Raw genomic sequence first — 26,255 nt, 5'->3', positions numbered from 1 at the left:
ATTAACACTTACTTTATTTAATTCGTGTGTTTTTTTTTTTTTGTTTCCGGAGCGGCGCTGCCCGCCCCCGCCGCCCCCGCCCCCCCCCCCCCCCCCGCCCCCCCCCCCCCGGCCCGGCTCCGGACTCGCGCGCTACCTGGTCACGAAGCTGGTGGCCGCGGCCGTCAGCTTCCTGGCCACCCTCGTCATCGGCTTCGTCCTGTTCAGCCTGATGCCGGCCGACCCGGTGCAGTCCATCACCCGTGGCCGGCCGACCAGCGACGCGCAGATGGCTCAGCTGCGCCATCAGCTCGGCCTGGACCAGTCGGTGCCCGAACGCTTCTTCCACTTCGTCACCGACACCCTGACCGGTCACCTGGGCGATTCCTGGGAGTTCCAGCAGCCGGTCAGCTCCCTCATCGGCGACCGGCTGTGGCCGACCCTGCTGCTGATGGGCACGGCCACGGTCATCTCGGTGACGCTCGGCCTCTGGCTCGGCGTGAGATCCGGCTGGCGGCACGGGAGCTGGCTGGACCGCATCGCCACCGGCGCCTCCCTGACGCTGTGGTCGGTGCCGACCTTCTGGCTGGGCATGATCCTGCTGATCACCTTCAGCGTCGGCATCGGCCCGATCCCCGGCTTCCTGCCCGCGGGCGGAATGAGCGACCCGGCGATCACCGGCGGCCTTGACCACGTCCTCGACGTGGCCGAACACCTCGTCCTGCCCTGTCTGACCATGGTCCTGGTGATCTTCGCCCAGTACGTCGCCGTCATGCGCTCGTCGATCATCGACGAGCTGGGCAGCCCGTACCTGCTCACCGCGCGGGCCAAGGGACTGCGTGACGACGTCGTACGGCGGAGGCACGCGGTGCCCAACGCGCTGCTGCCCTCGGTCACGATGATCTTCATGCACCTGGGCACGGTGCTCGGCGGTGCCATCACCGTGGAGACCGTGTACTCCTGGCCGGGCCTGGGCCAGCTCAGCTACCAGGCCCTGAAGGTGCCCGATCTGCCGCTGCTCCAGGGCACGTTCATCGTCTTCAGCGCGTCGGTGATCCTCATGAACCTCCTCGCCGACGTGATCTACCGCTTCCTCGACCCCCGGGTGCGTGCCCAGTGACCCACCACGAACCCCTCACCGAGGCCGTCTCCCCGCCGCAGGCGGGGGCCGACCCCGCGCCGCCGCTCGCGCCGGCCGCACCGACGCCGCGCCGCAACGGCTTCGCCGGCTTCGTCCGCTCCTTCGTCCGCATCCGCTCCGGCGTGGCGGGCCTCGGCATCCTGGTCGTGTTCGGCCTGCTCGCCCTGTGCGCGCCGCTGTTCATCTCCGGCAACGACCTCGACGTCATCAAGGTGGACGGCCCCTCCCTGCACTCCCCCACCGACGGCTATCCGCTCGGCACCGACCAGGAGGGTCGCTCCATCCTGCTGCTGGTCATCTGGGGAGCCCGCTCCTCGCTGTCCATCGGTCTGATGGCGACGGTGCTGACGGTGGTGCTCGGCAGCGCCGTCGGCCTGGTCGCAGGGCACTACGGCGGCTGGACCGGCAAGGCGCTGATGCACCTCACCGACTGGTTCATCGCGCTGCCCAGCCTGCCGCTGGCCATCTCGCTGTCGGCGGTGATCGGGCAGGGCACCGCGTCCATCACCATCGCCATCGCGGTGACGAGCTGGTCGTCCACGGCCCGGCTGGTACGGGCGCAGACCCTCGCGGTGGAGGCCAAGCCGTTCATCGAACGGGCCAGGGCGCTGGGCGCGGGCGGGCCGCAGGTGATGCTGCGGCACGTCCTGCCGAACGTCACCCCGCTGATCCTGGTCTCCTCCACGCTGACGGTGGCCTCGGCGATCCTGTCCGAGGCGACCCTGACCTTCCTCGGTCTGGGCGACCCGACCGGCATCTCCTGGGGCGCGATGCTCAATTCGGCGCTGAGCGGCGGCGCCGTCACCGCCGGCGCCTGGTGGTACCTGTACCCGCCGGGCATCGCCATCCTGATCGTCGTCCTCGGCTTCACCCTGACCGGCCGTGCCGTGGAGACCATTCTCAACCCGAGGTCGGTGAAGACACGTTGAACGCGATGCTGGAGGTCAAGGACCTCAAGGTCACGTATCGCAGTGGCGGGCGCACGGTGCCCGCCGTGCGCGGGGTGGACCTCACCCTGGACGCCGGGCAGACGCTCGGCCTGGCCGGCGAGTCCGGCTCGGGCAAGTCCACCCTGGCGATGAGCCTGCTGCGGCTGCTGCCGGCCGCCGCCGAGGTCACCGGCCAGGTGCTGTACCAGGGCGAGGACCTGCTCACCGCGAACTGGAGCCGGATGCGCGCGGTGCGCTGGGCGGAGGCCTCCGTGGTCTTCCAGGGCGCGATGACCGCCCTCAACCCGGTGCACACCATCGGCGACCAGATCGTCGAGCCGATCCTGCTGCACGGCCGCCGGGCCGGCGAGGAGGGCGGCCGGATCACCGAGAAGCAGGCCCGTGCCCGCGCGGCCGAGCTGCTGGAGTCGGTGGGCGTCCCCGCGCGGCGGATGCGCAGCTATCCGCACGAGTTCTCCGGCGGTCAGCGCCAGCGCATCATGATCGCGATGGCGCTGGCCTGCCGCCCGAACCTGATCATCGCGGACGAGCCCACCACGGCGCTGGACGTGATGGTGCAGGCCCAGATCCTGGACCTGCTGTCGGACCTGGTGCGCGACGAGGGCATCGGCGTCATCATGATCAGCCACGATCTGTCCGTCCTCGGCCAGATGTGCGACCGGCTGGCGGTGATGTACGCCGGCGAGCTGGTGGAGTCCGGGCCCTCCCGGCAGCTCTTGGACGACCCGAAGCACCCCTACACCCGGGCGCTGTCCCGCGCCTTCCCCACCATCGGCGACCCCGCCTCCCGCAGGGCGCCGGCCGGCCTGCCCGGCGACCCGCCCGACCCGGCCGCACTGGGCACGGGCTGCCCCTTCGCGGCCCGCTGCCCCGACCTGCACGAGGCCTGCGACAGCAACCCCGTCGAGCTGTGGCCGGCCGGTCCCGGACGGCAGTCCGCGTGCCTGCGGGTGCTGCCCGGTTTCCCGAACCTCTCCACGGCCCCGCCCGTTCCCGAACCGTCCGCGGAAGGAGCCCGCTCATGACCGTCACCACCACGGGCACGGTCACCGGATCCGACGCGGCCACGGCGCCCGCGCTGGAGGTCCGCGACCTGCACATCACCTATCCGCCCCGGGCAGGCCGCGGCCCCGCCCGCGCGGTGGACGGCGTCGACCTCGAGCTGGGCCGCGGCGAGATCCTCGCCCTGATCGGCGAGTCCGGCTGCGGCAAGTCCACCCTCGCGCGCGCCCTGACCGGGCTGGTCAAGCCCACATCGGGCGAGGTGCTGTCCGACGGCGTGCCGCTGCGCTACACGAGCGCCGCGCTGAAGGCGCACCGCCGCAAGGTCCAGTTCGTCCTGCAGGACCCCGGCGGCGCCCTGAACCCACGGCAGAACGTGTTCGACGCGGTCGCCGAGGGTCCCCGGCTGCACCGGATGAAGGAGGGCCTCGAACAGCGCGTGCACTCCGCCCTGTCCAAGGCCGGGCTGCGCCCTCCGGAGCAGTTCCTGTCACGCTTCCCGCACGAGATGTCCGGCGGGCAGCAGCAGCGCGTGGTGATCGCGGGCGCGCTGGCGCTGGAGCCCTCGGTGATCGTGGCCGACGAACCGGTGGCCTCGCTGGACGCCTCCGTACGCGGCGAGATCCTCAAGCTCGTCCTCGACCTGCGCCGCGACCTCGGCCTGTCCTCCCTGGTGGTCAGTCACGACCTGGGCCTGGCCTGGAACATCGCCGACCGGGTGGCGGTGATGTACCTGGGCCGGATCGTCGAGGTGGGCACCGTGGAGGAGGTCCTGCTCGCGCCGAAGCACCCGTACACCAAGGCGCTGCTGTCGGTGGTGTCCGCGGAGGGCGGGCGCGGTGGGCGGCCCCAGCTGCTCCAGGGCGAGCCGCCGGACCCGACGGACGTGCCCGAGGGCTGCCGGTTCCATCCGCGCTGCCCGGTGTGGGCCGGTCTCGACCCGGCGGGCCGCGCGGAGGCGGGCTGCGACCGGCGGACGCTGCCGGTCCTGCCGGCACAGGCGCCGGCGGGCGGCCGGGCCGCATGTCACCTCGCGAGCGTGTCGTGAACGCGACGGCGACCCCGAGGTGCGCGGCCGCTGCCCGGCCGGCCCCGCCGCTGGTCGTACGGGACGTGGACGGCCCGCTGGAGATGGCCGACTGCGTCGCGCTGTACGACCGGGTCATGGGCCTGCGCCCCGGCGACGGCAGCCTCAACCCGCGCCTGCTGACCGCCCTTCAGGACAACAGCGGCCTGGTCGTCGGCGCCTATCTCGGCGAGGCGCTGGTGGGATTCACCTACAGCTTCCTCGCCCGCGAGCGGGGCGCCGACGGGCAGGACCCGCGCCTCTACCAGTACTCGCAGCTCGCCGTGGTGGCGCACGAACGCCAGGGCCTCGGCATCGGACGGCTGCTCAAGCTCGGCCAGCGCGACCGCTGCCTCGCGGAGGGGACGACGCTGATCCGCTGGGCGTACGACCCGATGCAGACCCGCAACGCCCACTTCAACCTGGACGTGCTCGGCACGGTGGTGGACGCGTTCAAGCCCGCGATGTACGGCGCCTCGGGCTTCGGCACCGCCACCGGCGAGTCCACCGACCGCTTCATCGTCTCCTGGCACCTGGACGCCCCGGCGCGGCCCGCCGCACCCGCTCCCGGTCCGCCGCCGGGCGGCTGGAGCGTCGGCCAGGTGTACGACGACGGCGACGACCGGATCGTGGCGCTGCCCGACGACTGGCACCGGCTGCGCGCCGAGGCCGGCCCGGAGCACGCCGCCCGGCTGCGCGGCCGCCTCACGCCCACCTTCGCCCGGCTGCTCGCCGACCGCACGGCCGTCTCCTGCGTACGGCTGCCGGGCGGGCTCGCCGCGTACCGCTTCATCCCCCGTGCCGCCGCACCCGGCACGGCCCCTCGCCCCTGACCGGGCCCCGCACGGTAGGACGACCCCACATGACCGTCACCCTTGCCGAGATCGAGCTGGCGCTGGTCCGGCTCGATCTGGTCCACTCCTTCGAGACCAGCTCGCACCGCAAGTCGTACCTGGAGCACATCGTCGTCCGCGCGACCGCCGAGGACGGCAGCGTCGGCTGGGGCGAGTGCGCCTCGCCGACCGACCCGTACTACTGCGACGAGTCCACCTGGAGCTGCTGGCAGGTGCTGGGCGAGTACCTCGCCCCGATGCTGCTCGGCCGGCCCTGGGACCACCCCGAGGACGCGGCCCGGCTCACCGCCAAGGTGAGCGGCAATCACTTCGCCCGTGCCGGCCTCGACATGGCCTGCTGGGACCTGTACGGGCAGCGGCGCGGCGAGCCCCTGGCCGACCTGCTCGGCGCCGGCGCCGACGCGGTGCCCGCCGGGGTCAGCCTCGGCATCGAGCCGACGATCGACGCGCTGCTCGCGCAGGTCGCCCGGCACGTCGCCGACGGCTACCGGCGCATCAAGCTGAAGATCCGCCCCGGCTGGGACCTCGAACCGGTCCGCGCCGTCCAGGACGCCTTCCCCGGCGTCGCCCTCCAGGTGGACGCCAACACCGCCTACCGGCCCGAACAGGAGGCCGTACTGGCGGAGTTGGACGGCCGCGGCCTGCTGATGATCGAGCAGCCGTACGCCGCCACGGACCTGCTCTCCCACGCCCGGCTCGCCGCCCGTCTGGACACCCCGGTGTGCCTGGACGAGTCGGTCACCACCCCGGACGTGCTGCGCACCGCGCTGCACCTGGGCGCGGCCGACGTCGTCAACATCAAGGTGTCCCGGCTCGGCGGGCTCGGCCCGTCGAAGACGGTGCACGACCTGTGCCTGGACGCCGGGGTGCCGGTGTGGTGCGGCGGGATGCACGAGTTCGGCATCGGCCGGGCCGCCAACCTGGCGCTCGCCGGGCTGCCCGGCTTCACCCTGCCCTCGGACGTCTCCGGCTCCGACAAGTACTACCGGCGGGACATCGTCACGCCGCCGATCCGCGCCGTGGACGGCATGGTCCCCGTGCCCCGCTCCCGGCCCGGCATCGGCCTCGACGTGGACCTCGGCCAACTGGGCCGGCACACCGTGCGCACCTGGACCATCCGTCCCCGTGCCCGTCTCACCACCCCTGAGGGGAAGGCAGCATGAAGGTCCTGATCTCCGCCGACATGGAGGGCGTCACCGGCGTCACCTTCCCCGACGACTGCGAGCCCGGCCACGCCCGTTGGGAGTACAACCGGCAGTTCCTCACCGCCGACGTCAACGCCGCGATCGCCGGTTTCGCCGCGGCCGGCGCCACCGAGATCCTCGTCAACGAGGCCCACGCCGACCAGCGCAACCTGCTCCTCGACCGGCTCGACAAACGGGCCACGCTCCTGATCGGCACGCACAAGCCGCTCGGCATGATGGAGGGCGTCGACCGCTCCCCCGACGCGGTCGCCTTCGTCGGCTACCACACCGGCGCCGGTCAGCCGGGCGTGCTCGCCCACACCTATCTGCCCAACACCGTCACCGCGGTGCGGATCAACGGCGAGCCGGCATCCGAGGGCCGGATGAACGCGCTGCTCGCCGACGAGTACGGCGTCCCGGTGGTCCTGGTCACCGGCGACGACCTGTGCTGCGAGGACGCCCGCGGCTGGGCGCCGCACGCCGCCCACGCCGTGGTCAAGACCTGCGTGGACCGCTACTCCGCGATCTGCCTGCCGCCCGAGGTGAGCGCCGCCCGGATCACCGAGGCCGCCCGCGAAGGCCTCGCGGCCCTGCCCGCCCCCACCGGTCCGCTCGCCCCGCCCGCCGAGGGCTACACCTACGAGGTGTCCTTCGACGCCGCCCACCTGGCGCCCGCCGCCAGTTACATCCCCGGGGTCGTCCAGATCGACCCGCTGACCGTGCGGTTCACGCTGCCGACGATGTACGAGGCGATCCGCTGCTTCCGCGCGCTGACCCGGGTGGTCACCTCGGCCGTGGAGAACTGCTATGGCTGAGCCCGCCGAACTCCTCGCCCTGGCCCGCACGTTCGGCGGCACGGTGCTGGAACGCTGGGAACGCCTGGTCACGTTGGAGACCCCGTCCGGCGACGCGGACCGTGCGGCCGTGTTCGGCGAAGAACTGGCCGCGGGCCTCGCCGCCACCGCCGACCGCGTCGAACAGCCGCCGGGACCGGGCGGCGACCACCTCGTGGCGTACTGGAACGGGCGCGGCACGGCGGACGACGGCTCCCGCGCCGGACATACGCTGCTCGTGGCCCACAGCGACACCGTCTTCCCGGCCGGGACGGTCGCCCGGCGCCCCTTCACGCTCGCCGAGGACGGCGACACGGTCACCGGCCCCGGGGTCTTCGACATGAAGGGCTCCCTGGTGGCCGTGGAACTGGCCATGGACCTGCTGTCCCGTACGGGCGGCACGCCCAGGCGTCCGGTACGCCTCGTGGTGGTCAACGACGAGGAGATCGGCAGCCCCGACGGCAGCCGCCTCGTGGCCCGGCACGCCGAGGGCGCCCACGCGGTGCTCGGCCTCGAACCACCGCTGCCCGGCGGCGCGTTGAAGATCGGCCGGCGCGGGGTGGCCCGGGTGCGGCTGAGCGTGCGCGGGGTCAGTGCCCACGCCGGCCTCGACGCCGCGCTCGGCGTCTCCGCGATCGACGAACTCGTCGACCAGCTCTCGGGGTTGCGGGCGACGGCCGCCGCCCTCCCCGACGCAGCGCTGAACGTCGGTACGATCACCGGCGGTACCCGCGCCAACGTGGTCGCCGACCACGCCGAGGCGGAGATCGGCCTGCGCTACGCCACCGCCGAGACCGAACGGGCCCTGCTGTCGGCCCTGTTGGAGCCGACACCGGTACGGCAGCGGGCCGTCCTGTCCGCCGAGACGCTTTCCTACCGCCCGGCCTGGGCCATGGACCCCGCCAACCCCCTGGCGACCGAACTGACCACGCTCGCCGCCACCCTGGGCCTGGACCTACCCCTCGGTTCCTCCGGCGGCGCGGGCGACACCAACCTCACCGGCGCGCTCGGCATCCCGACGGTCGACGGCCTGGGCCCCGTGGGCGCCGGCGCCCACGGCGAGGACGAACACGCCTCGCTGTCCTCCCTGCTGGAGCGGGCGGCGCTCATCGCCGCGTTCCTGGAAACCCAATAACCCCCGCATCGGCCCATCGCCCACCCTCACTCCCCAAGGATCCCCATGCCCACCCTGCCCTCCGAGGGGCTCATCCGCCCCGCCGCACCCCAGCCCGGTGACCGTGTCGCCGTCATCGCCGCCAGCGGACCGACCGACCAGGAGAACCTGGAGACGGGCCTAGAGTCACTGCGCGGGCTCGGCCTCCAGCCCGAGGTGTTCGCCTCCGCTCGGGCGACCGGCGAATACCTCGCCGGAGACGACGCGCTGCGCGCCCGCGATCTGACCGCCGCCCTCACCGACCCGGCGTTCACGGCCGTCTTCTGCGCGAACGGCGGCTACGGCGCCCAGCGCACCCTGGAACTGGTCGACTGGGACGCCATCGGCACGCCCACCCCGCGCACCGTCATCGGCTTCTCCGACGTCACGGCGCTGCTGGAGGCGGTGGCGGTGAAGCTGGGCTGGACGGGCCTGTTCGGACCGATGCCCGCCATCCGCGGCTTCCACCCCGGCCGCGCCGACTTCGACGGGCTCGCCGCACTGCTCACCGACCCGGCGTCCGTCAAGGAGCTGCGCTTCCCCGGCTCCCGCCCCTTGGTCGGCGGCACCGCGGAGGGCGTCACCCTGGGCGGCACCGTCACCCTGCTCGCCTGCTCCTTGGGCACCGGCACCTCGCTGCCCGCGCGCGGCGGCATCGTCCTGCTGGAGGATGTGGACGAGGAGACCTTCCGGCTCGACCGGTTCCTCACCCAACTGCGCCGCGCCGGATACTTCGACGGCGCGGCCGGCATCGTCTGCGGCACGTTCACCGACTGCGGCACACGCGAGCGCGTCGAGGAACTCCTGCACGACCGCCTCGGCGACCTCGGCATCCCCGTCCTTGCGGGCGCGGACATCGGCCACGGCGTGCCCCAGCAGACGTTCCCCATCGGCACCCGGGCCAGGCTCGACGCCGACGCGGGCGTACTCACGTTCCTGAATCCCGTCCTCACCTGAGCCGGCGAGGCCCGCCGACCGGCGCTCAGGACAGGAACGGCCCAGGGTCCGCGGCAACCTGCGGCTACGGGACAACCCTTGGGCGCGGTTTCGGCACGAACCGGCCCCGGCGCGCCGTCCAAGGGCGCGTCGGGGCCGGTTGCGGTTCTGATCGCGGCCACCCCTACGGGCGGACGCCGGCGTCAGCGCCGGGGTGAGTGGTGGCACTCCTGGTGGGCGGGGCGCCAGACGCGGGCCCAGTGGCCGGGGTGCCAGTGATGGTGCCGGTCCCGGTAGGCCGGTTCCCACTGCCGTGCCCAGTGGCCCGCCACCCTCACGCAGTGGTGCGACGACGCCGACGGCCGGTGGTCCTGCGGGGCGGCCGACGCGGTACCGACCGTACCGACGACCGCGCCCGCGGCCAGGGCCACCGTCGCCGCCCCCAGGGCCGCGGCCCTCTTCAACCCGTTGATCATGTTCAGACCTTTCCGTACGAACCGGGGGCTGACGCCCCGGCACTGCCCGGACCATTCGGCCGGGCTCGCACCGATCCTCACTCTCGGACACGACCAAATCGCTGCAGAACACCGCATCTTAGGAAAGGCACATCAATTTCTCATTCGGCATAAATAGTCACATATAAGTGCCGGTTCCAAGCAAGTCGGCAGGCGCGTTCATTCGCCCGTGGTGTCCTCGGCCTCCCAGCGAAGCAAGTCGCCCGGCTGACACCCGAGCACCTCGCAGAGCGCGGCAAGCGTCGTGAAGCGCACCGCCTTGGCGCGGCCGTTCTTGAGCACCGCCAGATTGGCGGGCGTGATCCCCACGCGGTCCGCGAGTTCGCCCACCGACATCTTCCGCCTGGCCAGCATCACGTCGATGTCGACGGCGATCGGCATCAGATGACCTCGTCCAAGTCGGCCTGCATCTGCGCCGCTTCGACGTCCCGGGCGACGGCCTGGGTGAGCAGCATCCGCAGCACGAGCACGATGAGCGCGATTCCCAGGATGGCCACGCCGATCCCGCCCATGATGAGGGTGACCCCCGGATCGTCCCGCTGGCCGGGGGCGTTCAGCGCCGTGACCGCGAACCACACGAGAGCAGCCGCGACGATCGCGCCGATGATGACGTCCACGTACCGGAAGGCGGCGTGGGAGAACACGGTTCCGCGTCGCACCATCGTCACCAGTCGCCATACACAGACCAGGGCGACCTGGGCCGTCCCGATGCCCAGGATCGTGATCACGCGCAGCGGGGTCAGCGGGAGCGACCCGTCCTCCGGGTCATTCCCGCTGACCAACGCCCACATCATCAACGCCTGCACGAACACGCTGCCGGTGAGCACCACCACGAGCACGGCACGCAGCGCGCGCACGGCCAGTTTTCCCATGATCCCATCCTTCCATCGAGCTACGATGGAAATCTATCGAATAACGATAAGCAAGGCAACGGTGCTATAGATCATCTGTGTACGCTCCTCCCACAATTCAGGGGAGGGATCATGCGAGGCAGAACGGCCAGGACGGCCTGGATCCTGGCGACCGGCACGTCGGCGTTGACACTGTTGGCCGCGACCGGGGCTCACGCGGAGGGCCGGGGAGACATCCGCGTCACCGCGGCGGTCGTGAACGGCGGGAACAACGTCATCATCGGCACCACGAAGCGTGTCACCTATCCGATCGCCATCACCATCCGGGACAACTCCGGCGTGAAGGGCCTGTCGCACGTCGACGTCTTCAACAAGACGAACGGCTGGGGATACAGCGACTGGGTCGACACCCGGTGCGTAAAGAAGACCTCCACCACGTCGGTGTGCACGGCCACCATGGTGATAGACCCGGGATGGCTCCCGGGCAGCCTGCCCGAGGACGTGAACCACACCGCGGGCGTCTGGGAGGCCAACGCCACCGTCAAGGCCAACGACGGTGACTACTGGATCGCCGACGACATCGCAGAGTTCAAGATGAAGCGCGCGTCCCGGCTCACCACGAACGCGACGCCTGAACCCGTGGCCAAGGGAGCCACACTCACCATCACCGGCAAACTGTCCCGGGCCAACTGGGAGGACCTGAAGTACCACGGTTTCACAGGACAGGACGTGAAACTCCAGTACCGGAAGGCCGGCGGCGCTCACTACAGCACGGTCAAGACGGTGAGGACCGGCGAAGCCGGCCACCTCAGCACCAAGGTCACCGCCACTTCGGCGGGCTCTTGGCGCTGGTACTTCCCCGGCACGACGACAACCGCTCGCATCGTGTCCACCGGAGACGCCGTAGCGCTGAAGTAGCGGCCACGCGGATCCTCGGGTCGCCACACGGGCACTCGGTCGACGTCGACGAGTGCGAGCTCGCCCGGGCGTGCGGGTCCATACCCGCACGCCCGCAGCACCGCCACGTGCCCTGAGGCCGGTCCGGCGAGGCGATCCGCCGCTCTCACACGCTGAGCGCCGCTCGTACGGCCTGTTCGGCCGCTGTTCCGCCCGCGCCCGAGGACGTCACCCGCCCGGCCTCCAGTACGTAGTACCGCTGAGCGGCGCGCAGGGCGAACCCGACGTGCTGTTCGACAAGGAGGACGGAGAGGCCGCCGCGCCGGGTGAGGGCGAGGATCGTCTCCTCGATCTCGGCGACGACCGACGGCTGGATGCCCTCCGTCGGCTCGTCGAGCAGCAGGATCCTGGGGCGGGTGATCAGCGCGCGGGCGATGGCGAGTTGCTGGCGCTGGCCGCCGGAGAGCAGGCCGGCGCGGCGGCCGGACAGCTCGCGCAGGACCGGGAAGAGGTCCAGTGCCTCGGTGGTCGCCGCTCCGCCGTCGGGGCGGCCGTCGGCGACGAGTCGGAGGTTCTCGGCGGTGGTGAGGTGGGGGAAGCACTGCTGGCCCTGGGGGACGTACGCCATCCTGCGGGCGACCCGCTGGTGAGGGGCGAGGTGGGTGATGTCCTCACCGTCCAGCCGGACGGTGCCGCCCTTGGGCCTGATGAGGCCCATGGCGGCACGCAGCAGCGTGCTCTTGCCGGCGCCGTTGTGGCCGAGGACGGTGGCGACACCGTCCTCGGGGACCGCGACCGTGACGCCGTGCAGGACCGTGGTGCGGTCGTAGCCGGCCCGGACGGAGCTGATCTCCAGCATCCTGACTCACGCCTCCTCGGCGACGGCCACGGGAGTGGCGGGAGCGGGCTCGGGTTCCGCGGTGCGGCCGAGGTAGACCTCCTGGACCCTGGCGTCGGCCTGGACCTCGGCGACGGTGCCCTCGCTGAGGACCTTGCCGGCGTGCAGCACGGTGACGCTGCGGGCGAAGGAGCGCATGAAGTCCATGTCGTGCTCGATGACGACGACCGTGCGGTCCGCGCTGATCCGCCGGAGCAGCGCGCCGGTGGCCTCGCGCTCGTCGTGGCTCATGCCGGCGACCGGCTCGTCGAGCAGCAGCAGCCGCACGTCCTGGACGAGCAGCATGCCGATCTCCAGCCACTGCTTCTGCCCGTGGGCGAGGACGCCGGCGGGGCGGTCGCGCAGGTGGGTCAGTCCCGTGGTCTCCAGGGCCTTCGCGACCGGCTCGGGGATGTCCTTGCGCCGCCGGAGCATCGTCCACGGGCCCCGCCCTGCGCCCGACGCGATGTCGAGGTTCTGCAGGACGGTCAGTTCCTCGAAGACCGTGGCTGTCTGGAACGTACGCCCGATCCCCATGCGGGCGATCTTGTGGACCGGTCTGCCCAGCAGGGCCTGGTCGCCGAAGCGCACCGAGCCCGTCGCCTTCACCAGGCCGGTGACGGCGTCGATCAGGGTGGTCTTGCCGGCGCCGTTGGGGCCGATGAGGAAGCGCAGGTCGCCGGGGTGGATGTCCAGGTCGACGCCGTCGACGGCCGTGAAGCCGTCGAAGGTGACCCGCAGGTCGCGGACGGTCAGTCCCTCGCCGGTCATGCCGTCTCTCCCGTCGTACGAGTAGCGGTAGCGGTAGCGGTACGGCGCCTGCGCAGGACGACGCTCAGCGAGGCCAGGCCGCCGGGCAGGAAGCCGACCGCCACCACGAACAGCAGACCCTGGAGGTACGTCCACCCGGCGGGGAAGGCGTCGGACAGCGTGCTTTGCGCCCAGGCCACCGCGATCGCGCCGAGCACCGCGCCCACCAGCGAGGCCCGGCCGCCGACCGCCGCTCCGATGACGAAGCCGATGGAGGGCACGATCCCGATCAGTGCCGGGGAGATGATCCCGACCGCCGGGACGAAAAGGGCGCCGGCCAGGCCCGCCATGCCGGCCGCGAGGACGTAGGCGACGAGCTTGACGTTGGCCGGGTCGTAGCCGAGGAAGCGGACCCGCTCCTCGGAGTCCCTTGCGGCGACGAGGAGTTCACCGTACCGGCTGACGAACAACTGGCGGGCACCGATCATCAGGAGCAGCAGAACGGCGGCGATGATGAAGTACACCATCCGCTGGTTGACGGGGTCGACGAGGGAGTAGCCGAGGAAGCCGTGCATGTCGGTGAGGCCGTTGGTGCCGCCGGTGGTGGCCTGCTGGCCGATCAGCCAGATGGACAGGGCGGCGGCCAGCGCCTGGCTGAGGATCGCGAAGTAGGCGCCCTTCACCCGGCGTCGGAAGACGAAGAAGCCGAGCAGCGCGGCGACCGCCATCGGGAGCAGCACCGTCATGGCGAGCGCGAAGGCCGGATCGGCGAACGGCTTCCACCACCAGGGCAGGGTGTCGCCGGTGCCGTAGAGCTGCATGAAGTCGGGCAGGGTCTCTCCGGTGGCGGCCGCGTCGGTGAGCTTGAGGTGCATGGCCATGGCGTAGCCGCCGAGGCCGAAGAAGACGCCCTGGCCGAGCACCATGAGCCCGCCACGGCCCCAGGCGAGGCTGACGCCGACCGCGACGATCGCGTAACACAGGTACTTGGCGAGGAGGTTGAGGCGGAAGTCGGAGAGGACGACCGGTGCGACGCCGAGGAGGAGAACGGCGCCGAGAACGAACCCGGCGGGGACGCGGAACCGCCGCAGCGCGGACGTCGGCGACGGCGTCGCCACGGCGGACGTGGGGGTGGTCGTCGTCATGCCAGGCTCCGGGTGCGCAGTGTGTACAGGCCCTGGGGTCGCCACTGCAGGAAGGCGACGATCGCGACGAGCACGACGACCTTGGCGACGCTGACCGTCGTCGAGTATTCGAGGACCGATTGGAGGATGCCCAGCGCGAAGGCGGTGATGACGCTGCCCTTGAGCTGTCCGATGCCGCCCACGACGACGACCAGGAAGGCGTCGACGATGTAGTTGGTGCCCATGGTCGGGCCGATCGGGCCGACCAGGGTGAGGGCGACGCCGGCCACGCCCGCGAGGCCCGAGCCGATGAAGAAGGTGATGCGGTCGACCTGCCCGGTGGCGATCCCGGAGACCTCGGCCAGGTCGCGGTTCTGGACGACGGCCCGGATACGGCGGCCGAGTGGCGTGAGTTTCAGGATGAGGGTGAGGGCGAGGACGCTCAGCAGGGCCAGGCCGAGGATGAACAGGCGGTTGCTGGCGAAGGTGATGCCGCCGCCCAGCGCGATGTTGCCGGTGAGGATGTCGGGCGCGGCGGTCTGCACGTTGGGGGCGCCGAAGATGTCGCGGGCGAGCTGCTGGAGCATCAGCGAGACGCCCCAGGTCACGAGCAGCGTGTCCAGCGGGCGGGTGTAGAGGCGGCGGATGAGCAGCCATTCCAGCAGGGCGCCCATGGCTCCGGCGACCAGGAAGGCGATCGGCAGGGCGACGAGCAGCGAGAGGCCCGCGCCGCTGATGGACTTCTGCAGCACGTACGTGGTGTAGGCGCCGGCCATGATGAACTCGCCGTGCGCCATGTTGATCACACCCATCTGGCCGAAGGTCAGGGTCAGACCGAGGGCGATGAGCAGCAGGACGGCACCGATGCTGATGCCGGTGAGGGACTGGTTGAGGATGACCGTCATGGGTCGGCTCCGGGTCGGGGACAAAGGCGCGGGTGTACGCGTGTGCCATGGGCGTGGCCCGGCCCCTGGAGGGGGCCGGGTCCGGTGCCGGGCGGGTGTGGTTCAGGAGAGTCCGGAGGCCCAGGAGTAACCCTTGAGGTACGGGTCGGGCTTGACCGGCTTGCCGGAGTTCCACACCTCGGTGATCAGGCCGTCGGAGCCGACCTTGCCGATCCGGGCGGTCTTGTAGACATGCTGGGTGGCGCCGTCCACGGTGACCTTGCCCTCGGGAGCGTCGAGTTCGATGCCGTCGGAGGCGGCCTTCACCTTCGCCACGTCGAATGACCCGGCCTTCTCGACCATCTCCTTCCACAGGTGGACGGAGATGTAGGCGGCCTCCATCGGGTCGGAGGTCGGCTTGTCCTTGCCGTACGCCGCCTGGTACGCGGCCACGAACTTCGTGTTGGCCGCGCCCGGGGTGGTCTCGTAGTAGTTCCAGGCCGTGAGCTGGCCGTCCAGGTACTGGGTGCCGATGCTCTTGACCTCCTCCTCGGCGATGGAGACCGAGAGCACCGGCAGGCTCTTCGCGGTCAGGCCCGCGGACTTGTACTCCTTGAAGAAAGCCACGTTGGAGTCGCCGTTGAGGGTGTTGAACACGGCGTCCGCGCCGGCGTCCTTGACCTTGTTGACGATGGTGCCGAACTCCGTGGAACCGAGGGGGGCGTAGTCCTCGCCGACGACCTCCATGCCGTTGGCCTTCGCGTACGCCTTGATGATCTTGTTGGCGGTACGCGGGAAGACGTAGTCGCTGCCGACCAGGTAGAGCTTGGTCAGGCCCCGCTTCCTGAGGTAGTCCAGCGCGGGCACGATCTGCTGGTTGGTGGTGGCGCCGATGTAGAAGATGTACGGCGACTGCTCCAGGCCTTCGTACTGCACGGGGTAGAACAGCAGGGACTTGTACCGCTCGAAGACCGGCTTGACGGCCTTTCGGCTGGCCGAGGTCCAGCAGCCGAAGGTGGCCACGACCTTGTCGTCCTTGATGAGGGTCTCGGCCTTCTCGGCGAAGGTGGGCCAGTCGGAGGCGCCGTCCTGGCTTACGGCCTCGAGCTTCTTGCCCAGCACGCCGCCGGCGGCATTGATCTCCTTCACCGCGAGCAACAGCGCGTTGTGGACGGTGACTTCACTGATCGCCATGGTGCCCGAGAGCGAGTTCAGCAGACCGACCTTGACTGTGTCGCCGGACGTGTCGGCCTTGGCGCCGGAGCCGGTGGACGTGGTGTCGCCCGTCTTGGCGCCGCACGCGCCGAGGGCGACGGATGCGCCGGTGGCCGATATTCCGGCCAGGAGACCGCGTCTGCTGATGCTGAACCCGGACATGCACAACCTCCTTGCCCCGAAGGGCGATACGAAGAGCGGAAAGACTCTGGGGAGGGGATGAGGGGAAAGCGCTTCAGAGGCGGCGGTGTCGACGCACGGGTTCCCCAGCCGTTCCGGGGTGGTGTCCGGGCTGGTCGCTGAAGTGCGACCACAGCCTGCGGGGAAACTGTTTCAACCGCGTTTCGGAGCAATTGAAGAACAGTTTCCACTGAAAGTAATGCGGTCGGCTAAAACCGAAGAAGCCGCTGCTGAATACATCCGGTCGAGGACATCACAGCAACAGCGATCAATGCTTCCCCTGGGAAGAATCGGTTTTCCTAATTCCCCCTTTCCAAGGGCCCGGTGATCGACGGTAGGCTCAGGCACCGGTCGGCGAGCACGAGTGGAGGAGCACGATGGCGAGACGGCCCCAGGACCTGCTCCACCTGCTCACGCGGGCCGAACGTCTCGCCGTGCGCCGAGTGCAGTCCGTTCTCGACGAGTTCGAGTGCTCCGTGGAGGCGTGGCGGGTGCTCGACCTGCTCTCCGACGGGCAGGGCCACAACATGACGGCCATCGCCGGCCACGCCTTCCTGCCGGCTCCGAGCCTCACCAAACTGATGGATCAACTCGTCGACCAGAACCTGGTCTACCGTCGTGTCGACCCGGCCGACCGGCGCCGCGTCCTGGCCCACCTCACCCCACGGGGCAAGCAGCGGTGGCAGTTGCTGGCGCGTGAAGTGCGGGCCGACTGGAGGGACTTGGAGCATCTGATCGCGGGCGAGGAGCTGGACGACCTGCTCGCACAGCTTGCCGAGGCCCTGGAAGGACGGCTCACGGCCGATCCGGACCACGTCACAACAGATCGTGCGGGGAAGGCAGTTGGGCCAGCACGTTGAAGTCGGGCCCGACCGCCTCCGCCAGGTAGATGCGCTGGCGGACATGCCGGTCATGAAGGTGGAGCAGGCCGCGCGGACCCTCGTAGGAGACGTTCTCCGCGGCGGCCGAGATCGCGGAGACGTCCAGGGTGCGGGCCCGCTCGATGAGCGAGGCGAGCAGCAGCACCCCCTCGTAGCACGACTCCCCGAGACTGCCGGGGGCCGGCGCCTCCAGGCCGAAGCGGCCGGCGTACCGACCGTGGAAGTCCAAGGTGTCCTGATTGGCCAATGAGGCGAAGTAACCGGCCGTGCTGAACAGGTCGCCGGTCGTCTCCGGGCCACTGGCCATCAGCATGTTCTCGTCCATCAGCGTGCTCAGCCGGAGACACCGCTGGTCGAGGCCCGAGGCGGCGAAGGCCCGGTTGAAACGGACCGCGTCGCTGCCGACGAGCAGCATCAGCACACCGTCCGCGTCCGCGCACTCGATGCGCCGCAGCACATCGACGAAGTCCTCGGTACCCAGCGGCAGGTACGCCTCACCGCAGACCCGTCCACCTCGCAGCGCGCGGGCGTAGCGGCGGGCGGCCCGGGCGGTGCGCCGGGGCCAGACGTAGTTGTTGCCGACGACGAACCATCTGCGGACCCGCCGCGTCTCGGCGAGCAGCCGCATGGCGGGCTGCAGTTGCCAGTCCGGCGTCTCACTCGTCATGAAGACACCGTCCGTGCGCTCCCCGCCTTCGTAGAGGGCGGTGTACACGTACGGCACCCGGTGCGCGATGCGCGGCGCCACCGCCTGCCGGACCGAGGAGATGTGCCAGCCGGTCACCCCGTGCACCGCGCCGGTCGCCACCAGGGCCTCGACCTCCTCGGCGACCCTCTCCGGTGGGGCTCCGCCGTCGACCTCCAGCAGCCGGAGCTCCTTGCCGAGCACGCCGCCGGCCTCGTTGATCTCTTCGGCGGCCAGCCGCGCGCAGGTCTCACAGGCGGGACCGAAGATGCCGGCAGGCCCTTGCATCGGGTACACGAGCGCGACGTTCAGGGTCGAATCGTCGGCCGTGAACCACTCAGGGGTGCGGGGGTGGAGCGGCCGGCGCATGGTCACATGATTGCCCGACGGCGCACGGCCCCCCGTCACCGGCCGGAATCGAAACCGATTCGTAGGAAACGCACCACCGTCGACCGAGGGATCAACCGCCCGAAGCCGCCCCGCGCGGGAACCCGCTCAGAGGTCAGGGTGTGATGAGGACCTTCAGTGCCTCGCGTTCGTTCATCGACCGGTAGCCGTCGGCGATGTCTTCCAGGCCGAGGGTGCGGTCGAAGACGCGGCCGGGGCGGATGGAGCCGTCGAGGACGTGCGGCATGAGCTCCTCGATGTAGGCGCGGGCGGGTGCGACTCCGCCGGTGAGGGTGATGTTGCGCAGGAAGTCGCCGAAGCCGAAGGGGACTTCGAGGTACTGGGGTGCGCCGACGCGGCTGATCGTGCCGCCGTCGCGGACGACGCCGAAGCTCTGGGCGAGGGCGTCCTTCAGACCGACGCACTCGAGGACCTTGCGCGTGCCCTCGCCGCGGGTCAGTTCGCGTACCCGGGCGACGCCCTCCTCGCCGCGTTCGGCGACCACGTCGGTGGCGCCGAACGCGCGGCCCAGGTCGGTGCGTACGCGGTGGCGGCCCATGAGGACGATGCGTTCGGCGCCGAGCAGCTTCGCGCTGATGACGGCGGCCAGGCCCACGGCGCCGTCGCCGACCACGGTGACGCTGTCGCCGCGGGTGACGCCGGCGGTGCGGGCGGCGTGGTAGCCGGTGCACAGGATGTCGGACAGGGTCAGCAGGTCGGGCAGCAGATCGGAGTCCTCGCCGACCGGCAGTTTCACCAGTGTGCCGTCGGCCTGCGGGACGCGGGCGGCCTGGCCCTGCCCGCCGTCGACCCCCTGCACGCCCCACTGGCCGCCGTGCACGCAGGAGGTGTGCAGGCCCTCACGGCAGTAGGCGCAGGTGTTGTCGCTGTAGACGAACGGGGCCACCACCACGTCGCCGGGCTTCAGGCCGGTGACGGCGGAGCCGGTCTCCTCGACGACGCCGAGGAACTCGTGGCCCATGTGGCGGGGGTTGTCGGTGGACGGCAGCGACTTGTAGGGCCACAGGTCGCTGCCGCAGACGCACGACAGGACGATCCGCACGATCGCGTCGGTGGGGTTCTGGATCTTCGGGTCGGCGACGTCCTCGACACGGACGTCGTCGGCCCCGTACAGCAGGGTGGCTCGCATCGGCGCGGCTCCTCAGAGGGTGTGGGCAGTATTCGTTCCAGCGGCGGCGGACGGTGTCGTTCGGTCAGCGCGGTTCGAGGCGCAGGGTGGAGGTGCGGGCCCGGTCGGTCAGGACGTGCTCGACGATGCCGGTGTAGCGGCCGTACTTGGCGCGATAGGCCGCATCGACGTCCGCGGGTGCGTCGGGGCCGGCTTCGTGGAAGGCGACGTCCTGACGTACGCCGCCGGCGTCGATCCGGCCGCGGTGGCGGGACCGGGTTCCTCGGTACCAGGAGCCTGCCGTGCCCTTGACCGAAGGGACGTAGAGATCGTCGCCGGCGCGGACGACCCACATGGTCACCGGGTCGCGCAGGGTGCCGTCCTCTCGTTCGGACTCCAGGTCGAGCTCTTCGGCGCCGGCGATCCGCTCCAGTCGGCTGTCTTTCCATCGGGTCATCGTTCGCTCCGTTCGCTCTTCGCGGCGGCCGGTGTCATGGGGGCCGGTTCTGCCGCGGCGGGTCTCAGGCTTCGGGGATGGCACGGCCGTGGGCGGCGAGGGTGACCGCGTCGGGCTCGGGGCCGCCGCGGCGGCCGGTCTCCAGTGCGTCGAGGGCGGTCAGTTCACCGATGGAGAGGTCGAAGTCGAAGACGTCGAGGTTCTCGGCGATCCGCTCGCGCCGGGTCGACTTGGGGATGACCGAACGGCCCTGCTGCAGGCCCCAGCGCAGCAGCACCTGGGCCGGACTCCTGCCGTGGGCCTTGGCGATGGTGGTGACGGCCGGGTCCTCGAGGACGCTGGTGCGGTGCTCGCCGTAGCCGGGGTAGAAGGTGATGCCCCCGATCGGGGACCATGCCTGGTTCAGGATGTGGGTCGACGCCCAGCTTGGTGGCGCTCTTGTCGAAGGCGTGCAGGGTCTGGTCGTAGCCGTAGTCGCTGATCCAGATCTTCGTCTCGATGAAGAGGTCGCCGCGGGGCACCCCGGAGTCGCGGACGGCCTGGCCGACCTCGCGCTCGTTGCCGTAGGCGGCGGCGGTGTCGATGTGCCGGTAGCCCAGCTCGAGGGCGGCGGTGACCGCGGCCCGGGTCTCCGGGGGTGGGGTCTGGAAGACACCCAGTCCGAGGGCGGGCATCTTGACACCGTTGTTGAGGGTGAGGGTCCGCATCACAGGCTCCTTGCGTTGCGGGTGGCCCGTGAGGGCTCACTGAGGGTGACGGCCGAAGCCGGCCCCATCGGCCATTCCCGGGACCAGGACGTTCGAGCCCAGCGTCGCCGCAGCGCGCCGGTGAGGTCGAAGCCGGGGAAGGAGACGCCGGCAGGGGTGACGTGTCGCTCCGGCGTGTCGGAGGGTTCCCGGGGCCCGGAGGCGGCACCGTTCCCGGCGTGGACGCCGGCTTCGTACAGGCGGGCTGCGCGCACGGTGTTCCTTCGGATCGATCGCGGACCGGGGGCCCTTTCGGCCTTCTCCATGCAACCTCCTTCTCGCGCGCGGGTGGGAGTCACTGCTCTTCCGGGTACTGGCAGTACCTCGCAGTCGTCCGGGAGCCGACCTACGGTGAAAGAGCCCCCGTCCCTTTCGTCGCGCACCGATCCGAAGGAGCAGCCCGTGCCCCGCACACCCATTCCGTCCCGGGCCACAGGCGTGCCGCGCGGGCTCTGTCCCGTCGGCGGGCTCGCGGGACCGGCGGGGCTGTGATCATGGACGCCTCCGAGAAGAGGACCCTGGCCGCGGAGGTCCGCGAGTTCCTGAGTACCCGGCGGGCGCGGATCACCCCGCAGCAGGCCGGGCTGCCGGTCTACGGCGGACAGCGTCGCGTCCCGGGGCTGCGCCGGGAGGAGGTCGCCCTGCTCGCGGGCATGAGCGTCGACTACTACGTCCGCCTCGAGCGCGGCAACCTCGGCGGAGCCTCCGACGCGGTACTGGAGGCCCTGGCCCACGCGCTGCGACTCGACGAGGCCGAGCGCACCCATCTCTACGACCTGGCTCGTGCCTCCGGTGTCTCGGGACGGCGGCCCACCGCGACCATGACCCAGGTCCGGCCGACGATCGTGCGGCTTCTCGACTCGATGACGGACGTGCCCGCCTACGTGCGCAACCGGCGCTTCGACGTCCTGGCCGCCAACGCGCTGGGGCGAGCCCTGTACGCGCCGGTCTTCGACTCGCCGCTGTTCGCCCAGCGCGGGCCGGTCAACACCGCCCGTTTCCTGTTCCTGGACCCCGCCGCGCAGAACTTCTGGGTCGACTGGGACAAGGGGGCCGACGACTCGGTGGCCTTCCTGCGCACGGAGGCGGGCCGCGCACTCCACGACAAGGCACTGACCGACCTGATCGGCGAGCTCACGACCAAGAGCGAGGAGTTCGCGCGCCGGTGGGCCCGCCACGACGTGAAATTCCACCGCTCCGGCCTCAAGCGCCTGCGCCATCCCCTGGTCGGCGAGCTCGCGCTGCCCTACGAGGCGATGGAGCTGCCCGCCGATCCCGGCCTGCGCCTCAACTTCTACACCCCCGAACCGGACTCGCCGGAGCGGCAGGCCCTGAGCCTGCTCGCCAGTTGGGCCGGCACCGGCACGGTCGTCCCCTCACGCAACGACTGAAACCCACCGAGGAGAACACCTTCATGCACTACCGACCGCTCGGACGCACCGGTGTCCAGGTCAGCCCGCTCTGCCTGGGCGCGATGATGTTCGGCCCCTGGGGCAACGAGGACGAGGCCGACTCGGTACGGATCATCCACCGTGCCCTCGACGCCGGCATCAACTTCGTCGACACCGCCGACGTGTACTCCGGCGGGATCTCGGAGAAGATCATCGGCAAGGCTCTCAAGAACCGGCGCGAGGACGTGGTCCTCGCGACCAAGTTCTTCATGCCGATGAGCCAGGACGACCCCAACGCCCGGGGAGGCTCGCGACGCTGGATCATCCGCGAGGTGGAGAACTCCCTGCGCCGCCTGGGCACCGACTACATCGACCTCTACCAGGTCCACCGCCCCAGCCCCGACACCGACGTCGCCGAAACTCTCGGCGCCCTCTCCGACCTCGTGCACCAGGGCAAGATCCGGTACATCGGCTCCTCGTCCTACTCCGGCTCCCAGATCGTCGAGGCCCAGGGGGTCTCGCGCGAGCGCCGTCTGGAGCGGTTCGTGACCGAGCAGCCGCCGTACTCGATCCTGGTCCGCGGCATCGAGGAAGACGTGCTGCCCACGGTCCGCCGCCACGGCATGGGCACCCTGACCTACAGCCCGCTCGCCGGCGGCTGGCTCTCGGGCCGCTACCGCAAGGACGCCGCCTCCGGTCCGGCCTCCGCGGCACGCCCGCAGGCCCGCTTCGACATGAGCAGCCCTGCCAACCAGCGCAAGCTCGACGCCGTCGAACAGCTCGCGCTCCTCGCCGAGAAGGCGGGCCTGTCGCTGATCGAGCTGGCCGTCGCCTTCGTGATCAACCATCCCGGCGTCACCTCGGCGATCATCGGACCGCGCACCATGGACCAGTTGGAGGCGTTCCTGCCCGCCGCCGACATCACGCTCGCAGCCGACGTCCTCGACCGCATCGACGAGATCGTCTCGCCCGGCGTCACGGTCAACCCCGCCGACAACAGCTACGGCGACTTCGAACTGCGGGCCGACCAGCGGCGCCGCTGACACGACAGGACCGTCGCCCCCTGGGCACGTGCGGGTGGCTGTGGTGTCAAGGGCGGCCACGGGCCCACCGGAGTTGTGCCGCCGGCCGGTGTCGTCTCGGCCGGCAGCAGTCACGTGACGGTGATGGCGCCCACGTGGTCGAGTTCGGCCGCGGAGCGGCCGACGTAGACGGAGACCTTGCCGGTGGGTGTCACCCAGCGGTTCTCGGCCTCGTCCCAGTAGGACAGCGCGCGCCTGCTGACGGTGACGCGGACGCTCTCGCGCTGTCCGGCCGCGAGCTCGACGCGGGCGAAGCCGGCCAGCGTCCTGGCCGGGGTGTCGGTCCTGGTCGGCAGGTGTCCGAACGACGGTCTGCCGTGCCGCCTACTCCGACGAGGGCGGCTACAAGGCCGGCATGAGCCTGCTGAGTGGTGAGGACCGGCCCACCGCCGTCATGGCCGGTGCCGACGTGGCGGCCCTCGGCGTGTGGCGAGCGGCGCACGAACTGGGCCTGCGTGTCCCGGAGGACGTCTCGATCGTCGGCTACAACAACACCGCGGTCGCCGACCTCGCGACCGTCCAGCTCACCAGCGTCGACCAGGCCGGCCACAACATGGGCGCCACCGCCGCCCGGCTCCTCATCGAACGCGTTGAGAGCAGGCGGGACCACGCCGTGCAGACCAGCATGACGCCTCGCCTCGTCGTACGGCGCAGTACCGGCGCTCCCCATGCCTAGTGCCGCGACAGGTGACGTTCGCCCGTCGTAAGCCCCGCTCGACCGGTCGAAGGCCGTCCGGAGGTCCGTGCCGCGGACTGTCGTCCTGGTACGTGCGGGGCTTCGCGGGGCGTCAGCGCAGTGCGACCTCACCGGTGTGGACGGCCCGCATGGCACGTTCGACGGTCTCCTGGTTCTCGCCGACCGGGGCCACGTAGCCCATGACGTCGCGCGCGGCGTCCTCCCCGACCATGCGGGTGATCACCCACGTGGCCAGATACTGGGACGCCAGACAGCCGCCCGCGGTGGCGATGTTGCCCTCGGCGTGGAACGGCGTGTCCAGCACGATGATGCCGTCGGCCTCGACGAAGGGCCGGCTCTTCACGTCGGTGCAGGCAGGCATCCCGTCCAGCAGCCCCAGCCGGGCGAGCACCAGCGCGCCGGAGCACTGCGCGCCGATCAACTGTCGCGAGGGGGCGAGCGGCAGTCTGGCGAGCAACTGGTCGTCGGCGACCACGTCTCGCGCCTTCACCCCGCTGCCGATCAGCACGACGTCGGCTTCGGTCACGAACTCCATCGGGCGCTGCCCGGTCACCTCGACGCCGTTCATCGACGTGACCACCGGCGTCGGTGTCGTGATGAAGGCTTCCAGGCCGTCCTTTCGGCACCGGTTGATCAGTGCGGAGGCGATGAAGCTGTCGAGCTCGTTGAATCCGTCAAAGGTGACCACGGCTACCTGCACGGCATCTCCTCAAGGCACGGCGCTGACGGCGCTGGAGGCTCAGCTTCTCAGGCGCCCTGCGCCCAGGTCGCGGGCCAATGGGCAATCGGTGGCTCATCCACCGGTGCTGCGCGGTCACCTGGATCATTTCGCCGGCCTCGGCGTGCTCCTGCGCCACTTTCCCGACGCCCGCGCCATCGCCACTCCGAAGACGGTCGAGTACGCGCGCGAGCAGGTCGGGAGGCTGCCGGTCTACCGCAAACTGTGGCCCGGCCGGCTTCCGGCCGCCATCACCGTGCCGGAAGCCTGGAACGAGGAGACCTTCTCGCTGGAGGGCCACGAGCTGCGGATCATCGAGCAGGGCCGGACCGACGCCGTCGACTCCACTTCCCTGCACGTGCCCGTCCTGGACCTCGTCATCGGCGGAGACGTCCTCTACAACCGGTGCCCAATGTTCGTCGCGGCCACCACACCGGAGAGCCGCGAGAACTGGATCGCCGCGCTGGACCGCCTCTCCGCGCTGAACCCGCGGATCGCGGTCGCCGGCCACAAGAAGCCGGGCGCCCCCGACACTCCCGACATCATCGCGGCGACCAGGCAGTACCTCACCGACTTCGGCCGCCTCCAGCAGGAGACCGGCAACGACCAGGAGCTCTACGACGCCATGACCGAGCTGTGTCCCGACTGGGTCTGTCATCAGGCGTGGCTGATGTTCGGCTTCTGGCAGGCCCGCGAGTCAGCGGGGCGGCGGCCACGGGCAGCGCTCAGTGCTCAGTGCTCAGTGCTCAGTGCTCAGTGCTCAGTGCTCAGCGGGGAAGTCTCCTACGGCCCTGCCGAGGTCGCGTTCGAGCTCACCGTCCGTCTGGAGGCCCCGCTCGGCAAGGGAGTCCAGGCGCTCCCGGCTGTCGGGCCGGGCGATCAGGCTCTGGAAGGTCGCGGCGTCGGAGCGGATGTGCGCGGGGGACGCCAGCGTGAGGTCGTTGACGGCACGCTTGGCCGCCCGCACCCCTTCGGGCGGGAAGCCGGCGATGCGTTTCGCCAGGCGCTCGACGAAGCCGTCCAGCTCGGCGTCGGGCAGCGCGCGGTTGATCCAGCCGTAGCGCTCGGCGGTGTCGGCGTCGAAGTCGTCCGCGCCGACCATGGCCTCGATGGCGCGGGTCCGGCCGAGCCGCCGGGCCAGGTGCTGAACGCCGCCCGCACCGGGCAGGGCGCCGGTGCCGGACTCGAACTGCCCGAAGACCGCCTTCTCGCGCGAGGCGAACGTCATGTCGCACGCCAGGGCGAGTTCGTTGCCGCCGCCGCGGGCGCGCCCACGGACCTTGGCGATGGTGATCACCGGAACCCTCGCCAGCTTGTGGAGGAACATGCCGAGCGAGGCATCGCCGGGGCCGCCCGCCTTCGCGGCCTCCGCGGTGTACTGCGGTACCGCCGTGAGGTCCACGTGCGCGGAGAAATAGTCCGGCGAAGCGCTGTCGATGACGACGACGCGCACGTCACCCGGGTCGGTGTACAGCGTATCGACCAGGGAGGCCAGGTCACGGACCAGGTCGACACCGAGGAGGTTCAGAGTGCCGGCGTCGAGGGTGGCGAACAGGACGCCGTCCTCCAGCCGGGTCCGGATCGACGGATGGTCGGCGCTCATGACGGCTCCCGGAGGTGAGGTGGACGCTGGGACTGGCCTCTGTCCCAGAACAAGGATCCTCAGGAAGTCGGATCGTCGCGCGTTCGGC

At 70.9% G+C, this 26,255-nt stretch carries 27 protein-coding genes and 3 pseudogenes; 15 read left to right on the top strand and 15 right to left on the bottom strand.

Going from position 1 to position 26,255, the window contains the following annotated elements:
- The first annotated feature begins 40 nt into the window (after positions 1-40).
- From ACWEBX_RS09670 to ACWEBX_RS09630, 9 genes are read left to right on the top strand one after another with little or no spacing between them, the layout of a single operon-like run.
- Positions 41-1,099: an ABC transporter permease gene (locus ACWEBX_RS09670; protein ID WP_451884355.1), complete on the top strand. Its 1,059-nt coding sequence runs from the start codon at positions 41-43 to the stop codon at positions 1,097-1,099.
- On the top strand, positions 1,096-2,049 hold the full coding sequence (locus ACWEBX_RS09665; protein ID WP_451884354.1) for an ABC transporter permease: 954 nt from the start codon (positions 1,096-1,098) through the stop codon (positions 2,047-2,049). The genes ACWEBX_RS09670 and ACWEBX_RS09665 overlap by 4 nt, the downstream gene beginning before the upstream one ends.
- 5 nt (positions 2,050-2,054) lie before the next feature.
- On the top strand, positions 2,055-3,095 hold the full coding sequence (locus ACWEBX_RS09660) for an ABC transporter ATP-binding protein (RefSeq protein WP_451884353.1): 1,041 nt from the start codon (positions 2,055-2,057) through the stop codon (positions 3,093-3,095).
- Entirely contained in the window at positions 3,092-4,120 is a 1,029-nt protein-coding gene (locus ACWEBX_RS09655; protein WP_451884352.1) for an ABC transporter ATP-binding protein, read from the top strand. The genes ACWEBX_RS09660 and ACWEBX_RS09655 overlap by 4 nt, the downstream gene beginning before the upstream one ends.
- Complete coding sequence (locus tag ACWEBX_RS09650) at positions 4,117-4,971, top strand: hypothetical protein (RefSeq protein ID WP_451884351.1); 855 nt, start codon at positions 4,117-4,119, stop codon at positions 4,969-4,971. Before ACWEBX_RS09655 ends, ACWEBX_RS09650 begins: the two co-directional genes overlap by 4 nt.
- Positions 4,972-5,000: 29 nt before the next feature.
- Positions 5,001-6,155 (top strand): o-succinylbenzoate synthase, encoded by a 1,155-nt coding sequence (menC, locus tag ACWEBX_RS09645; RefSeq protein WP_451884350.1) that lies wholly within the window; start codon positions 5,001-5,003, stop codon positions 6,153-6,155.
- Entirely contained in the window at positions 6,152-6,991 is an 840-nt protein-coding gene (locus tag ACWEBX_RS09640; RefSeq protein ID WP_451884349.1) for a M55 family metallopeptidase, read from the top strand. The genes menC and ACWEBX_RS09640 overlap by 4 nt, the downstream gene beginning before the upstream one ends.
- Positions 6,984-8,144 (top strand): M20/M25/M40 family metallo-hydrolase, encoded by a 1,161-nt coding sequence (locus ACWEBX_RS09635; protein ID WP_451884348.1) that lies wholly within the window; start codon positions 6,984-6,986, stop codon positions 8,142-8,144. Before ACWEBX_RS09640 ends, ACWEBX_RS09635 begins: the two co-directional genes overlap by 8 nt.
- A gap of 45 nt (positions 8,145-8,189) precedes the next feature.
- Positions 8,190-9,119, top strand: coding sequence for a S66 peptidase family protein (locus ACWEBX_RS09630; protein ID WP_451884347.1), 930 nt, complete (start codon positions 8,190-8,192; stop codon positions 9,117-9,119).
- 182 nt (positions 9,120-9,301) lie between these two features.
- On the opposite strand, the gene ACWEBX_RS09625 is transcribed toward ACWEBX_RS09630, so the two are convergent.
- The 3 genes from ACWEBX_RS09625 to ACWEBX_RS09615 form a co-directional block, all read right to left on the bottom strand.
- Entirely contained in the window at positions 9,302-9,574 is a 273-nt protein-coding gene (locus ACWEBX_RS09625) for a hypothetical protein (RefSeq protein ID WP_451884346.1), read from the bottom strand.
- Between the two features lie 198 nt (positions 9,575-9,772).
- Positions 9,773-9,994 (bottom strand): helix-turn-helix domain-containing protein, encoded by a 222-nt coding sequence (locus ACWEBX_RS09620; RefSeq protein WP_451884345.1) that lies wholly within the window; start codon positions 9,992-9,994, stop codon positions 9,773-9,775.
- The gene (locus ACWEBX_RS09615) at positions 9,994-10,485 is read right to left on the bottom strand and encodes a DUF2975 domain-containing protein (protein WP_451884344.1); all 492 of its coding nucleotides are present in this window, start codon (positions 10,483-10,485) and stop codon (positions 9,994-9,996) included. The genes ACWEBX_RS09620 and ACWEBX_RS09615 overlap by 1 nt, the downstream gene beginning before the upstream one ends.
- A gap of 111 nt (positions 10,486-10,596) precedes the next feature.
- On the opposite strand from ACWEBX_RS09615, the gene ACWEBX_RS09610 reads away from it, so the two are divergent.
- Complete coding sequence (locus tag ACWEBX_RS09610; protein ID WP_451884343.1) at positions 10,597-11,382, top strand: hypothetical protein; 786 nt, start codon at positions 10,597-10,599, stop codon at positions 11,380-11,382.
- Positions 11,383-11,527: 145 nt separating this feature from the next.
- Here ACWEBX_RS09610 and urtE read toward each other — a convergent pair whose 3' ends face one another.
- The 5 genes from urtE to urtA form a co-directional block, all read right to left on the bottom strand.
- On the bottom strand, positions 11,528-12,220 hold the full coding sequence (urtE, locus tag ACWEBX_RS09605) for an urea ABC transporter ATP-binding subunit UrtE (protein ID WP_451884342.1): 693 nt from the start codon (positions 12,218-12,220) through the stop codon (positions 11,528-11,530).
- Between the two features lie 6 nt (positions 12,221-12,226).
- Positions 12,227-13,009, bottom strand: a complete 783-nt coding sequence (gene urtD / locus ACWEBX_RS09600) for an urea ABC transporter ATP-binding protein UrtD (protein WP_451884341.1) — start codon at positions 13,007-13,009, stop codon at positions 12,227-12,229.
- On the bottom strand, positions 13,006-14,133 hold the full coding sequence (urtC, locus tag ACWEBX_RS09595) for an urea ABC transporter permease subunit UrtC (protein ID WP_451884340.1): 1,128 nt from the start codon (positions 14,131-14,133) through the stop codon (positions 13,006-13,008). Before urtC ends, urtD begins: the two co-directional genes overlap by 4 nt.
- Positions 14,130-15,017: an urea ABC transporter permease subunit UrtB gene (urtB, locus tag ACWEBX_RS09590; RefSeq protein ID WP_451884339.1), complete on the bottom strand. Its 888-nt coding sequence runs from the start codon at positions 15,015-15,017 to the stop codon at positions 14,130-14,132. The genes urtC and urtB overlap by 4 nt, the downstream gene beginning before the upstream one ends.
- Before the next feature lie 102 nt (positions 15,018-15,119).
- A complete protein-coding gene (gene urtA / locus ACWEBX_RS09585) occupies positions 15,120-16,373 on the bottom strand; it encodes an urea ABC transporter substrate-binding protein (protein ID WP_451884338.1) in 1,254 nt (417 codons plus the stop codon).
- A gap of 395 nt (positions 16,374-16,768) precedes the next feature.
- Between urtA and ACWEBX_RS09580 the strand changes: the two genes are divergently transcribed.
- The gene (locus ACWEBX_RS09580) at positions 16,769-17,251 is read left to right on the top strand and encodes a MarR family winged helix-turn-helix transcriptional regulator (protein ID WP_451884337.1); all 483 of its coding nucleotides are present in this window, start codon (positions 16,769-16,771) and stop codon (positions 17,249-17,251) included.
- On the opposite strand, the gene ACWEBX_RS09575 is transcribed toward ACWEBX_RS09580, so the two are convergent.
- From ACWEBX_RS09575 to ACWEBX_RS09560, 4 genes and pseudogenes are all read right to left on the bottom strand, one after another.
- Positions 17,208-18,326, bottom strand: a complete 1,119-nt coding sequence (locus ACWEBX_RS09575; protein WP_451884336.1) for a substrate-binding domain-containing protein — start codon at positions 18,324-18,326, stop codon at positions 17,208-17,210. The two genes, ACWEBX_RS09580 and ACWEBX_RS09575, sit on opposite strands and share 44 nt — an antisense overlap.
- Before the next feature lie 133 nt (positions 18,327-18,459).
- Positions 18,460-19,494: a zinc-binding dehydrogenase gene (locus ACWEBX_RS09570; RefSeq protein WP_451884335.1), complete on the bottom strand. Its 1,035-nt coding sequence runs from the start codon at positions 19,492-19,494 to the stop codon at positions 18,460-18,462.
- Positions 19,495-19,558: 64 nt separating this feature from the next.
- Entirely contained in the window at positions 19,559-19,930 is a 372-nt protein-coding gene (locus ACWEBX_RS09565; RefSeq protein WP_451884334.1) for a DUF2255 family protein, read from the bottom strand.
- Between the two features lie 64 nt (positions 19,931-19,994).
- A pseudogene (locus ACWEBX_RS09560) lies at positions 19,995-20,637 on the bottom strand (aldo/keto reductase).
- 533 nt (positions 20,638-21,170) lie between these two features.
- On the opposite strand from ACWEBX_RS09560, the gene ACWEBX_RS09555 reads away from it, so the two are divergent.
- Together ACWEBX_RS09555 and ACWEBX_RS09550 are read left to right on the top strand one after the other, a co-directional pair.
- Entirely contained in the window at positions 21,171-22,067 is an 897-nt protein-coding gene (locus ACWEBX_RS09555; RefSeq protein ID WP_451884333.1) for a helix-turn-helix transcriptional regulator, read from the top strand.
- A gap of 23 nt (positions 22,068-22,090) precedes the next feature.
- Entirely contained in the window at positions 22,091-23,110 is a 1,020-nt protein-coding gene (locus ACWEBX_RS09550) for an aldo/keto reductase (protein WP_451884332.1), read from the top strand.
- Between the two features lie 110 nt (positions 23,111-23,220).
- Here ACWEBX_RS09550 and ACWEBX_RS09545 read toward each other — a convergent pair whose 3' ends face one another.
- The gene (locus ACWEBX_RS09545) at positions 23,221-23,445 is read right to left on the bottom strand and encodes a fibronectin type III-like domain-contianing protein (protein WP_451884360.1); all 225 of its coding nucleotides are present in this window, start codon (positions 23,443-23,445) and stop codon (positions 23,221-23,223) included.
- A 38-nt stretch (positions 23,446-23,483) separates the two neighbouring features.
- On the opposite strand from ACWEBX_RS09545, the pseudogene ACWEBX_RS09540 reads away from it, so the two are divergent.
- Positions 23,484-23,825, top strand: a pseudogene (locus ACWEBX_RS09540) (substrate-binding domain-containing protein); the annotation flags it as partial.
- A 112-nt stretch (positions 23,826-23,937) separates the two neighbouring features.
- Here the strand turns inward: ACWEBX_RS09540 and ACWEBX_RS09535 are convergent.
- A complete protein-coding gene (locus tag ACWEBX_RS09535) occupies positions 23,938-24,546 on the bottom strand; it encodes a DJ-1/PfpI family protein (RefSeq protein ID WP_451884331.1) in 609 nt (202 codons plus the stop codon).
- Between ACWEBX_RS09535 and ACWEBX_RS09530 the strand changes: the two are divergent.
- A pseudogene (locus ACWEBX_RS09530) lies at positions 24,443-25,063 on the top strand (MBL fold metallo-hydrolase); the annotation flags it as partial. The gene ACWEBX_RS09535 and the pseudogene ACWEBX_RS09530 sit on opposite strands and share 104 nt — an antisense overlap.
- 261 nt (positions 25,064-25,324) lie before the next feature.
- Here ACWEBX_RS09530 and ACWEBX_RS09525 read toward each other — a convergent pair.
- Positions 25,325-26,167 carry an enoyl-CoA hydratase/isomerase family protein gene (locus tag ACWEBX_RS09525; protein ID WP_451884330.1) on the bottom strand — a complete coding sequence of 281 codons (843 nt, stop codon included), beginning with the start codon at positions 26,165-26,167 and terminating at the stop codon, positions 25,325-25,327.
- Positions 26,168-26,255: the final 88 nt, after the last annotated feature.

The organism is Streptomyces sp. NPDC005070 (assembly GCF_053600395.1).
The sequence above is the reverse complement of the archived record's forward strand: the minus strand, read 5'-3'. Positions and strand labels throughout refer to the sequence as shown.